Source organism: Marivita cryptomonadis, assembly GCF_002115725.1.
GTDB classification, from domain to species: Bacteria; Pseudomonadota; Alphaproteobacteria; order Rhodobacterales; family Rhodobacteraceae; genus Marivita; species Marivita cryptomonadis.
This window is the reverse complement of the sequence record NZ_JFKD01000018.1, coordinates 70069-81919: the sequence shown is the minus strand read 5'-3', so window position 1 is coordinate 81919 and position 11851 is coordinate 70069. Positions and strand designations below refer to the sequence as shown.

Annotated in this window: 13 protein-coding genes; 6 read left to right on the top strand and 7 right to left on the bottom strand. The window is 59.4% G+C overall.

Annotation, left to right across the window (positions count from 1 at the left end):
- On the top strand, positions 1-675 hold a 675-nt coding region (locus MCRY_RS17955; RefSeq protein WP_342351696.1), incomplete at its 5' end, for a sugar transferase.
- Here the strand turns inward: MCRY_RS17955 and MCRY_RS17950 are convergent.
- From MCRY_RS17950 to MCRY_RS17940, 3 genes are all read right to left on the bottom strand, one after another.
- Positions 676-1230, bottom strand: coding sequence for an NADPH-dependent FMN reductase (locus tag MCRY_RS17950; RefSeq protein ID WP_085632428.1), 555 nt, complete (start codon positions 1228-1230; stop codon positions 676-678).
- Between the two features lie 130 nt (positions 1231-1360).
- A complete protein-coding gene (locus tag MCRY_RS17945) occupies positions 1361-2029 on the bottom strand; it encodes a YiaD family glycine zipper/OmpA-like lipoprotein (protein ID WP_085632426.1) in 669 nt (222 codons plus the stop codon).
- Positions 2030-2145: 116 nt separating this feature from the next.
- The gene (locus MCRY_RS17940; RefSeq protein ID WP_085632441.1) at positions 2146-2979 is read right to left on the bottom strand and encodes a methylated-DNA--[protein]-cysteine S-methyltransferase; all 834 of its coding nucleotides are present in this window, start codon (positions 2977-2979) and stop codon (positions 2146-2148) included.
- A 124-nt stretch (positions 2980-3103) separates the two neighbouring features.
- On the opposite strand from MCRY_RS17940, the gene MCRY_RS17935 reads away from it, so the two are divergent.
- The 3 genes from MCRY_RS17935 to MCRY_RS17925 are packed head-to-tail and all read left to right on the top strand — an operon-like array spanning position 3104 to position 5596.
- A complete protein-coding gene (locus tag MCRY_RS17935; protein WP_085632424.1) occupies positions 3104-3913 on the top strand; it encodes a GNAT family N-acetyltransferase in 810 nt (269 codons plus the stop codon).
- 49 nt (positions 3914-3962) lie between these two features.
- Complete coding sequence (nth, locus tag MCRY_RS17930) at positions 3963-4607, top strand: endonuclease III (protein ID WP_085632423.1); 645 nt, start codon at positions 3963-3965, stop codon at positions 4605-4607.
- Positions 4604-5596, top strand: a complete 993-nt coding sequence (locus MCRY_RS17925) for an adenosine kinase (protein ID WP_085632421.1) — start codon at positions 4604-4606, stop codon at positions 5594-5596. The genes nth and MCRY_RS17925 overlap by 4 nt, the downstream gene beginning before the upstream one ends.
- A gap of 15 nt (positions 5597-5611) precedes the next feature.
- Here MCRY_RS17925 and MCRY_RS17920 read toward each other — a convergent pair whose 3' ends face one another.
- The gene (locus MCRY_RS17920) at positions 5612-6787 is read right to left on the bottom strand and encodes a winged helix-turn-helix domain-containing protein (protein WP_085632419.1); all 1176 of its coding nucleotides are present in this window, start codon (positions 6785-6787) and stop codon (positions 5612-5614) included.
- Between the two features lie 58 nt (positions 6788-6845).
- Positions 6846-9647: a DNA polymerase I gene (gene polA / locus MCRY_RS17915; protein WP_085632417.1), complete on the bottom strand. Its 2802-nt coding sequence runs from the start codon at positions 9645-9647 to the stop codon at positions 6846-6848.
- A gap of 116 nt (positions 9648-9763) precedes the next feature.
- Here polA and MCRY_RS17910 point away from each other — a divergent pair, with 116 nt between their 5' ends.
- Together MCRY_RS17910 and MCRY_RS17905 are read left to right on the top strand one after the other, a co-directional pair.
- Positions 9764-10351: a hypothetical protein gene (locus MCRY_RS17910; protein ID WP_138487771.1), complete on the top strand. Its 588-nt coding sequence runs from the start codon at positions 9764-9766 to the stop codon at positions 10349-10351.
- Between the two features lie 158 nt (positions 10352-10509).
- Positions 10510-11025 carry a hypothetical protein gene (locus MCRY_RS17905; protein ID WP_085632413.1) on the top strand — a complete coding sequence of 172 codons (516 nt, stop codon included), beginning with the start codon at positions 10510-10512 and terminating at the stop codon, positions 11023-11025.
- Here MCRY_RS17905 and MCRY_RS17900 read toward each other — a convergent pair.
- Positions 11022-11648: a Pr6Pr family membrane protein gene (locus tag MCRY_RS17900; RefSeq protein WP_085632411.1), complete on the bottom strand. Its 627-nt coding sequence runs from the start codon at positions 11646-11648 to the stop codon at positions 11022-11024. The genes MCRY_RS17905 and MCRY_RS17900 overlap by 4 nt on opposite strands.
- Positions 11645-11830 carry a zinc-finger domain-containing protein gene (locus MCRY_RS17895; protein WP_085632409.1) on the bottom strand — a complete coding sequence of 62 codons (186 nt, stop codon included), beginning with the start codon at positions 11828-11830 and terminating at the stop codon, positions 11645-11647. Before MCRY_RS17895 ends, MCRY_RS17900 begins: the two co-directional genes overlap by 4 nt.
- Positions 11831-11851 lie beyond the last annotated feature (21 nt).

The following is an 11851-nucleotide window of genomic DNA, read 5'->3' as shown; positions in this document are numbered from 1 at the left end:
GGGCAACCAGGACCGAGCGTCGAAATCGAAACGATGGTGAATGCCGCGTTCTCGAAGTCGAACAAGAGCGACGTCTATCGTAATTACTTCAAGCGGGCTCTCGACATCTTTCTTGTCGTCATGGCCGCCCCGGCAGTTCTGCTGGTCATCGCCATCTGCGCCGTGATGATCGCCAAGGACGGCGGAGTTCCGTTCTACCACCAGACACGCGTTGGTCGGTTCGGCAAGACCTTCAAGATGTGGAAGCTCCGCAGCATGGTCATGAATGCGGACGCCGCGCTTGAAGAGCACCTGCGCACAAACACGGCTGCCCGCTTTGAGTGGGACCGGAACCAGAAGCTGCGCAACGACCCGCGGATCACGAAAGTCGGCCAAATCCTGCGCAAGACATCACTGGATGAGCTGCCGCAGCTTTGGAACGTTCTGAAAGGCGACATGTCGCTGGTTGGACCGCGCCCGATGATGGTCGAGCAGCAGTCAATGTACCCGGGTTCGGCATACTATGCACTGCGCCCCGGTATCACTGGCTTCTGGCAGGTGTCTGTCCGCAACGAAAGCAGCTTTGCCGAGCGTGCCAGCTACGACGCAGAATATCTGCGCAAGGTAACCCTGGCGCAGGACCTGACCGTCATGCTGAAAACCGTCAGCGTTGTCACGAAAGCCACCGGCTGCTGATCAGGCAGACCGGTGCGCAACCGCATGATGGCGCAAGGCCTGCATGAGATCATCCAAGGCCTTGGCATTCAATTCATTGATAAGCCGTCCCTGATCATCCCACTGCTTTGACGTCGCCGCGACCATCACTTCAGGTCCGGTCAACAGAAGAGGGCGAAACGGCGTGAGGCACAGGCGCGCCATGTTTTGGGTCCGCTCTCCTCCGGCGCGGCCAGCCGCAGCCGACATTATGGCAACGGGTTTATTGGCCCAAGGTGTTCCTTTCGTCCGACTGATCCAGTCCAACGCATTTTTCAGCACACCCGAGATCCCCTTGTTGTATTCAGGGGTCGCGACAATGACAGCATCTGCCGCTGCTATTTGGTCGGCCAAAATTTGCACCGCCTCGGGTATGCCGGACTGATCTTCCAGATCTCCATCGTATAGCGGCAACCGCAGATCACCTTCGATGAATTCCGCCTCCCCAAAGCGCCGTGCGGCTTCCAGCATGAGAAGTCGGTTGGTCGAGGCACCACGCAAAGATCCGCACAGGCCCACAAGCTTCAAATCTGTCATAAGTCTACTCCGTACCAATCATCATGACAGGTGGCGCACGCCGTCCTTCCGACAAGCGAAAAGCGACCAGCCGTAAGAAAAAGACCCGCATCACGAAGATACGGGCCTTGATGTTGGACATAGTCAGTGATCAGGCGTTGGGCAGGATCACAATCTCGACCCGACGGTTCTGCGCCCGGCCTTCCGGTGTGAGATTGCTTGCAAGCGGCTGATCTTCACCGCGACCAATGCTTTGGATACGGAACGAAGGAACACCTTCGGTCATCAGGATGTTCGCAACGGATTGCGCACGCTGACGCGACAGGTTCAGGTTATACCCTGCATCACCTGTGTTATCGGTATGGCCAAGAACCTGAACGGTGGTGTCCGGATAGGCCAACAAGCTTTGACCGACGGTGCGCAGGTCGCGTTGCAAGTCAGGACGCAGCGTTGCGCTGTCGGTCGCGAACAGGATGTCCTGCGGCAGCGTCACAATCAGACGGTCGCCGGTGTTCTGGATGTTGACGTTGCTGTTGCCCATCTGGGCGCGCAGATCAGCCTCTTGCTTGTCAAGCTGGTTACCGATGAGAGCACCGCCACCGGCACCAAGGATCGCACCTGCGGCAGCGTTGCGGCGACGCTCTTCGGGATCGTTGCCCATCAGAGCGCCAATCACTGCACCGGTTCCCGCACCGATCAAAGCGCCATTTTTGGTTTGGCGGTTCGGATCGTTCGGGTTGTTGAAATTGCCGGTCGTACACGCCGAGAGTGCGATGGCGCTGCACAGCGCGACGGTCATGGGGAGTTTTGTAAATGTCATAGGTTTTTGCCTCGTCTATCTATGCCCGATTGTAAGGGTCTCTTTGCTGCTATGCGATAACATACCCCGGCAGAACCCGATTGTCGCGGGGAAATCGGCGCATTTCCGCGCAGGGCTCAGGCTTCGACGCGCGCGGATTCCCACGCAAGGATGCTGCGTTTGACGGGCAGACCCCAGTGATAGCCGCCCAATCCACCGGATTTGCGCAACGCGCGATGGCAGGGGATAAGGTAGCTGATCGGGTTGCGGCCCACGGCCGTTCCAACCGCACGCACCGCCTTTGGGTGACCGATGAATTCAGCGATCTCGGAATAGGTGGTGACATGGCCCGAGGGGATCTGCATCAGCGCCTCCCACACCTTGATCTGGAACGGTGCGCCGATCATGAACAAGGGAACGTCACCGTCGGCCTGTCCAAAGGCGCTGCGCACCCAAGGATCAAGCTTGTCTGGTGCTTCGACATAGGTTGCATTGGGCCAACGGCTTTGAAGATCGAGCATCGCTTCAGCCTCGGTGCATTCAGCGCCAAAGCCAATGCCGCATAGACCCTTTTCCGTGCCCATCACGAGCGCGGGTCCAAACGGACTGTCGAACCAACCCCAATACACCGTAAGACCCTCGCCCTTGCGGGCAAAGTCACCGGGGCTCATCGCCTCCCAACGCAGGAAGAGATCGTGCAGCCGTCCGCCACCGGACAATCCTGCCTCGTGGGCGGTCTCCAGCGTGGTAAAGCGTTCGGCCAAAAGCGCCTTGGCATGGCCCAGCGTCAGGTATTGCTGATAGCGTTTCGGACTGACGCCCACCCAGCGCGAGAACACTCGTTGGAAATGCGCGGGACTCATGTTCATCTGGGCTGCAAGGTCATCGAGCGAAACAGCCGGTCCGCTTGCGTCGATCACATCAAGCGCGCGGCGCATGACGTGGAAATGATAGCCTTGGGTCTCGGACATGGTGTGGCCCCTCATTGCCATATTTGCGCTCCTGTTTGGCGCAACCGCGCGCGCGGCGCGACCCGGTTTTTGCGCTTTACGCGATACCACTTTGGAAAGCCGCAGTGTCGTGCCATGCTGAACCATGACCGAGAGCGTTGAAACCTTTGGCCCCCCTTCCTCGCAGGCGCTGCAGGCTCGGGTATGGGCAAGTTGGAAACACCTGCGCGACGATCCCGCCATTGTCACCCATGGACGTGCGCTGGGGCTGGCATCGCCCGAGGTCGCTCCGCTGTCGCGTCAGATCGCCATGGCCCGCGAGATGGGTGCAGCCGCCTGCGAGCATGTCCCAGAGGCGGATGTTGCCGCCCGCTGTGCCGCGCTGGAGGCCGAAGGGCTGAAAACCGACAGCTTCGTCGATTGGCGCAGCGGCGCTGAAACCCTGACCTTGGCCCGCGCGCGTTTGGCAGTGCGGCCCTTTGCCGAAGACCTGACCCTTGGCCTCGTGGGGCCAGACACCCCGGCCGCAATCATGGCCGGTCTTGATGCGGTGACGCAGGCTTGTGACATGATGTTGCCGCTCGGGCCATTCATGCGCGGCCTCGAACGGCCCGCAGTCTGCGCTTATGTGGCCGAACCGTCGGGGCGGATCGTCGGCACCTCTGCCTCGGTCGAGATGTACCACCCCGCCTCAGACTGGCCGGGACTGTGCTGGTGGGGCATGCTGTCCACCCACCCGGACCGACGGGGCGAGGGCATCGCCAGCCGTCTTGGTGCAATAGTGCTGGACGAAATGAACCGTCGGCACGGCATGACCGAGTTTTTTACCGGCATCCGCACCAGCAACACCCCGTCCGAGGCGCTGTGCACGCAGCTTGGCTTTGGACCATCGCCGTATCATGTCGTTATTGCCATCGATCCGGCGCTGATGGCCGGGGGACGTCTGACCAAGTAACGTCAGTTTTCCGTTGCAGCCCCCCTCCGCCGGCGGTCATAAAGCGGCGATGGCAAAACAACTCGATTATCACACGATCCGCGAGATCTTTACCCGCTTTCAGGCGTTGGACCCCGAACCCAAGGGCGAGCTTGAGCACGTCAATGCCTATACGCTGGTCGTTGCCGTCGCGCTGTCAGCGCAGGCGACCGATGTAGGGGTGAACAAGGCGACAAGAGAGTTGTTCAAGATCGCCGACACGCCGGAAAAGATGCTGGCGCTTGGCGAAGAGGGTGTGACCCAACACATCAAAACGATCGGCCTTTACCGTAACAAGGCCAAGAACGTCATCAAGCTAAGCCAGATCCTTGTCGATCAATATGGCGGCGAAGTGCCCAATTCCCGCGCCGCACTGGAAGGCCTGCCGGGCGTGGGGCGCAAGACGGCCAATGTGGTTCTGAACATGTGGTGGGGCCATCCAAGTCAGGCGGTGGACACGCATATCTTCCGCGTCGGCAACCGCACCGGCATCTGCCCCGGCAAAGACGTGGTCGCTGTCGAACGCGCCATCGAAGACCATATCCCAGTCGATTTTCAACATCACGCCCATCACTGGCTGATCCTGCACGGGCGCTACACCTGCGTTGCCCGAAAACCCAAATGCGGCGTCTGCGTGATCCGCGAACTCTGTCAATTCGAGGACAAAACCGAATGAGCAAGAAATACCAGGTTGTCGGGATCGGCAATGCCGTTGTCGACGTGATCGCTCGCGCAGAAGACACATTTCTGGACCTGATGGGCATCCAGAAAGGCATCATGCAGCTGGTCGAACGCGAACGCGGCGAAACGCTCTATGCGGCGATGAAGGAACGCGTGCAGACGCCGGGCGGATCGGTGGCCAACACGCTGGCCGGTCTTGGCAATCTGGGCCTGCGCACCGCCTTTATCGGGCGGGTGCATGACGATGCTTTGGGGCGGTTCTACGCAGAAGCGATGGAAAAAGACGGCACCGATTTCGTCAACGCGCCGGTGCCGGGGGGTGAATTGCCGACCTCTCGGTCGATGATCTTTGTCTCGCCGGATGGCGAGCGGTCAATGAACACCTATCTGGGCATCTCGGCTGAATTGGGGCCTGAAGACGTGTCCGAAGATGTGGCGTCTGAGGCCGAAGTGGTGTTTCTCGAAGGCTATCTCTTCGACAAGGACAAGGGCAAAGACGCGTTCATCCGCACTGCCCGCACCTGCCGCGCCGCAGGGGGCAAAGCAGGGATCGCAATTTCCGACCCGTTCTGCGTGGAACGCCACCGCGACGATTTTCTGAACCTGATCGAGCACGAAATGGACTACGTGATCGGCAACGAGGCCGAGATCATGTCGCTTTATCAGAACAACGATCTGGAAGCCGATCTGGCTGCTGTCGCCACAATCTGCCCGTTGGTGGTCTGCACACGATCAGGCGATGGTGTGTCGATCATCCACGAAGGCGCACGTTTTGACATTCCCGTCGAAAAGGTTGTGCCGGTCGATGCCACAGGCGCTGGCGACCAGTTTGCCGCCGGGTTCCTTTACGGCCTTGCCACAGGGCGCGACATGGACACCGCAGGGCGCATGGGATGCGTGGCGGCCGCCGAAGTGATCTCCCATATCGGACCACGCCCCGTAGACAACCTGCAAGACCTGTTCAAGACCGCCGGATTGATCTGATCCGGCGAACCGGGGTCACGCCGGGGGTGTTTGCCAGACAATGTCCGCCACCCCCGCCAACCGTGCAAAGCGCACCAGTTCGCTCTCGAGCTTGCGAACCCGCTGCGCCGACGGCCGGACACCCGGTTCCCACCAGAGGTTCTGCACCGTCAGGGTGCTTTGCTTGCGATCCCCCTTGACCTCGACGCGCCCGACAAAACGGTCTCCTTCCAGCAGGGGATACACGTAATACCCCCAAACCCGCTTGGCGGCAGGCACGAACATCTCGACCGTGTAGTCAAACCCGAAAAGCCGCTTCAACCGCACCCTGTCACGGATCGCGGGGTCGAACGGGTTGAGGATGCGCAACCGCGACGTGGGTTGTCCAAGGTTTGCGATCCGTTCTTCGATATCCGGCGCGGCACAGGCTTTGGTCCAGCCACCATCTGCTGACTCGATGTCTACGGGAACCAGTGTTGCAGCATGGCGGTCAGCCCAGTCCGCCACCTCGGACACCTCTGTCGCATCCCAGAACTTGCGGATCTCGCCCAAAGTCCCGATCCCGATCCGATCCAACGCCGCATGACACAACCAGTCGATCTGGTCGCGATCCGGTATGTCGTGGGTGCGTAAGTCTTCGGGAAACACCCGTTCGGCAAGATCGTAATACTTGGTAAAGCCGTCCCGGTGATAGGTCGCCAATTCCCCGGCATACCAAAGGTAATCCAGCCCGATCTTGTGCGGCGGGCGTTTCCACATCTCGCGCGCGCCTTGGATCTTGGTGTCGAAGTCATGGGTTGAAAGCGGCCCTTCCTCGGTGATGCGGCGGCGGATGTGGTCAAGGTGATCTTCGGCCAGATGTTTGCCGTACCACGACGACCGGCTGACCTTGTCTCGCATCCGCCGGAACTGACGCTGCCACATTGGCAGGAATGCCATCGGCAGGACGGACGCATCATGGGTGAAATGTTCGAAAACGGCCCGGTCTTTGGCAAGACATCGGTCCATCATCGGCTCGCGGTAGGTCTGGTTGCGGCTCCAAAGGATGTGATGATGCGCCCGCGATACGACCTGGATTGTGTCTAGCTGCACGAAACCCAGATCATGGATCTGCGCCTTGAGTTCCAACGGTCCTGTCGGCGTGTCTCTCAGACCATTGACCTGCAGCCACAGCTGGCGCGCAGTGCGGTTCGGAATCCTGAGAGAGGTCATGGGCACCAAAGGCTCTTCGAAGAGCCTTTGGAAGAGATTTCGAAATCTCTTCCCCGCATCAATGCGCCTCGGCCCAGTTCTTGCCTTGCCCTGCATCGGCAATCAGCGGCACCGTCAGGTGGACCACCGGATCAGCAGCGCCTTCCATCACCTCACGCGCGACCTTGATCAGTTCGTCCTCGGCGCCTTGTTCCACCTCGAACAGCAATTCGTCATGCACCTGCAACAGCATCTTCGCGGACAGCTTAGCAATTGCATCCGGCATCCGGATCATCGCCCGCCGAATGATGTCCGCCGCCGTTCCCTGGATCGGCGCGTTGATCGCTGCGCGCTTGGCGAACCCGGCGCGCGGGCCTTTGGCGTTGATCTCGGGGGTGTGGATCACCCGGCCAAACAGGGTTTCGACCCGGTTGTGCTTTTTGGCGAACTCGGTCGTGTCATCCATATAGGCCTTGATGCCGGGGAAGCGTTCGAAATAGCGGTCGATGAAGCCCTGCGCTTCGGCCCGCGGGATGCGAAGATTGCGGGCAAGGCCGAAACCGCTGATCCCGTAGATCACACCAAAATTGATCGCCTTGGCCTGACGGCGCACATCTGGTGTCATCTCGTCCAATGGCACGTTGAACATCTCGGACGCGGTGGCGGCGTGAATATCCTGCCCCTCTTTGAACGCGTCTTTAAGGGCCTGAATGTCGGCGATATGGGCAAGGATGCGCAGTTCGATCTGGGAATAATCCAGTGCCACCAGCGTCTTGCCGTCTTCGGCCACAAACGCCTCGCGGATGCGGCGGCCTTCCTCGGTGCGGATCGGGATGTTCTGCAGGTTGGGATCGGTCGAGGCCAGACGCCCGGTGTTGGCCCCGGCGATGGAATAGGACGTATGAACCCGGCCCGTCTCGCGGTTGATATGGTCTTGCAAGGCGTCGGTATAGGTCGACTTCAGCTTGCTCAACTGCCGCCAGTCCAGCACCCGGCGCGGCAATTCGTGTTCAGTCGCCAGATCCTCCAGCACGTCAGCACCAGTAGCATAAGCGCCTGTTTTCCCGCGCTTGCCGCCTTCCAATCCCATCTCATCGAACAGGATCTCGCCCAACTGCTTGGGTGAGCCGACGTTGAACTTGCGACCTACAAGCTCGTAAATCTCGTCCTCCAATCCCGCCATCTTCTGGCTGAACGCATTGGACATGCGCGACAGCGTATCGCGATCCACTTTGATCCCCGCCATCTCCATCTTGGCCAGCACCGGCACCAAAGGCCGCTCCATGCTTTCATAGACGCGTGTCACCTTGGTCTGGTGAAGCTGCGGCTTGAACATCTGCCACAGGCGCAACGTGACCTCTGCATCCTCGGCCGCATAAGGCACGGCTTTGTCGATGGGCACGCGGTCAAAGGTGATTTGACTTTTGCCACTGCCCAGCAAGTCCTTGATCGGGATCGGCGTGTGGCCCAGATAGCGCTCGGCCAAAGTATCCATCCCATGCCCGTGCAGACCCGCATTCATCGCATAGGACATGAGCATCGTGTCGTCGATGGGCGCGACACTGATCCCCAAACGCGCCATGATTTTGGCGTCGTATTTCATGTTCTGGCCGATCTTCATCACCGCCGGGTCTTCCAACAGCGGTTTCAAAGCGGCCAGCGCGTCGTCCAATGGCACCTGCCCGTCGGCCAGATCATCAGAGCCGAACAGACCCTCACCACCCTCCGCACGGTGAAGCAGCGGAATGTAACATGCCTTTCCCGGCTCAACACAGAGCGAGATGCCGACGAGATCAGCGGTCATTTCATTCAGACCTGTGGTTTCCGTGTCAAACGCCACCCAGCCCGTTTCATTTGCTGCATCGATCCAAGCCTGAAGAGCCTTCAAATCCCGCACACATTCGTAATGGGAAGTGTCCATCGCAGGCAATTCCGGGGCATCCCCGGACGGAGGATTCGCGCCTTCGGGCGTCGTGTCGGGGATGGCGGGCGCCTCGACCTTGAGCGCCTCCGCGATGCGTTTGGTAAGCGTTCGGAACTCCATCTCGGCCAAGAACGTCATCAGCTTATCGGGATCGGGGTCGCGCACCTCTAGATCGTCGATAGTGAACCCAAGCGGCGTGTTCTCGTCCAGCAGAACCAGCTTTTTCGACATCTCGATCTGGTCGCGCTTTTCGATCAGGGTCTCGCGGCGTTTGGGTTGCTTGATCTCGCCTGCGCGGTCCAACAACTCTTCCAGCGACCCAAACTCATTGATCAACAGCGCTGCAGTCTTGATCCCGATGCCGGGCGCGCCGGGCACGTTGTCGACGCTGTCGCCGGCCAAAGCCTGCACATCGACCACCCGTTCCGGATAGACACCGAATTTCTCGAAAACGCCCTCGCGATCAATGGTGCGGTTCTTCATGGCATCGAACATTTCGACCCCGTCGCCCACCAACTGCATCAGGTCCTTGTCGGAGCTGATAATCGTCACCCGCCCACCAGCCTTACGCCCCTGCACGGCCAAGGTGGCGATGATGTCGTCGGCCTCGTAGCCCTCCAACTCTTCGCAGGCGATGTTGAACGCCTCGGTGGCACGGCGGGTCAAAGGAATTTGCGGACGCAGGTCTTCTGGCATCGCTTCGCGGTTGGCCTTGTACTGGTCATACATGTCATTGCGGAACGTATGGCTGCCTTTGTCAAAGATCACCGCAACATGGGTCACGTCCGACCCGGCATTCCCTTCGACATAGCGTTGCAGCATGTTGCAAAACCCGCTGACAGCCCCGATTGGCAGACCGTCGGATTTGCGCGTAAGCGGCGGCAGCGCGTGGTATGCGCGAAAGATGAAGGCCGAGCCGTCGATCAGGTGAAGGTGATGTCCTTTGCCAAATGCCATGTCGCGCGCCCTGTTTTTGCATTCACCTGCGGTTCTGCCACGGATTGCAGAGGGGGGCCAGTGCCGCTGCACATGCCAATGGGATGCCACAACCCTGCGCGCTGCTTTTCCCGCAAATGGGCGCGCTTTGGACCAAAGGCCGCCGCATTCGTTTTCTATCGCTGTCAGTGATATTTAAGAAAGGGCATGCGATGTTTCAGTCCCATCATGAGAGTCACAAAACCTTTTTGGATACCGTGCAGACCAGTGTTTCCGCACATCTGAAAAATGGCCCTTTGAAAGGTCTTGTCGCGTTCGGCCTCAATACCTTGAAGCGTGTGCAAAGGCAGCCTGCCACCGCCTGCGCCTATTGCGGATCATCCGTTGCTCTTGATGTGCCGAATTGTGCGAACTGCGGCGCCGGGACACCCCCGCCGCCGCCCTCCACCAAAGCCAAAACAAGCGTAGGACAGCGTGTGGCAACCGGCGCACTTTGGTATTTCGGCGGATTTCTCGGCCTCCACTGTTATCCAGCCGGACGGCCTGTGCGCGGCTTGTTCTATCTCATCGCGTTCATTGTGATGCTCTTCCTCGCAACATCCGTCGGCGCATCCGGAAACATTTTCAGTTACAACGCCGTGCTTCTCGGGATCGGGTTGACGGTTATGTGGGGATTCGACGGGATTCAGATCATGCGTGGGCGTTTCGCAAAATCCCATGGCTGATACATAGACGCGCTTTAGCGACACCGATGCGGAGTCCACCAAAGCAAGACGGGGGATAATTGCATATTCGGGCATATCTACGCACGCACGGTCATTGGCAGGTCATATCCGGCAGCCTATCTCTGCGGTGTTATGCTTTTTCTTGGTGTGGAGGCCGTATGCTGCGTGATGCGTTCCTTGGTGTTTCGATTCTATTCCTGAGTCAGGCCGCGATGGCCAATGAGACCCTAAACCTTGATGGGCTGAGTCCCAAAACCAACCCAAAAGCCAGCCTGCCGGTCTGCGAGAATGTCCCTTACGACAAAGCAAATTGCGTACGCGCGTTGGCCTGCATCGGGACCGACGGCGTCTATTTCGACGGTCAGGCGCATGGCTGGGACACCGGCATTGTCATCGGCTTTCTCGACGACGGCACGGCCTGCAATGGCGAATGGGTCGCGGGAGGGCCGCAGACCCCGGGGCGCGCCAGCCTGATCTGCGAAAACGGGATGGAAGCGAACGTGCTTTATCATACACTCAACAACGAAACCGGCACAGTGATCGGCAGCGGGTTGGACAATCAGGGGCGCGAGATCACGGCATGGTCTGGCGAAAAGGTGCTGCAATTCCTGACCGGGCCAGACGATAACACGCCAGTGCTGCCCTGTGGGCCTGCGCCGATCCCGATCAGCTAAAGGGCGGTTCCAGCAAAGGCGGGACGGTGGCCCAACCGTTGTCCCGCCCAAACAATCAGTGCTCCAAAGCCCGAGAACACCACCAGCAAACCAAAGATGTTGATCCCCGTGCGCAGCGGTCCAAGGTCGCTCAGGTTCAGGAAATGGTAAGGGTAGCGCCCATCGAAGAACCCGGCACGCACCATGGCCACAATACAATAAAGCAACGGCAGGATCAGCCACGGCAAAATGTCGGGAAAGCTCAGATCGGCTTTCTGCACGAACACCAGCCAATAGCCCGCAAAGCCCAGCGGGATCAGGGTGTGCAGCATCAGGTCGATCACCATGTCGATACCCTGATAGTCCCGTAGATGCGCAAGCAGCACATGATAGACGATGGCGACCATTGATATCGACAGCAGCAGACCACTTTGCACCTTGGCCGGCTCGCGTCCGCCCAGCGCAACCCAAGCACAGGTCAAACCGACCAGTGTGTTCGTCCAGATGGTAAAATACCGATAGTTGAACGCCAGCGTGTCGATCAGCCCGATGTCATACCGATCGATCCGCAGCCAGACCCGTGTGACAATCGTCACACAGACAGCCAGCGCCAGAAGCGCCGCGCAAAACCGTTTTGGCGTCACGGGTCCTGTTGGTCAGCGAAATCCGTGTGGATGTATTTCGCATCGCAATAGCCGCACTCGACCCAACCCGTGTCGTGCGGGATTTGCAGCCAGACGCGCGGGTGCCCCAAGGCCCCTTCGCCGCCATCACAGGCGATGCGGTAGCTGTCCACGATCTTGGTTTCGGGCGCTTGCGTAGCCATCTGCTGCGTTTCCTTCGTTCG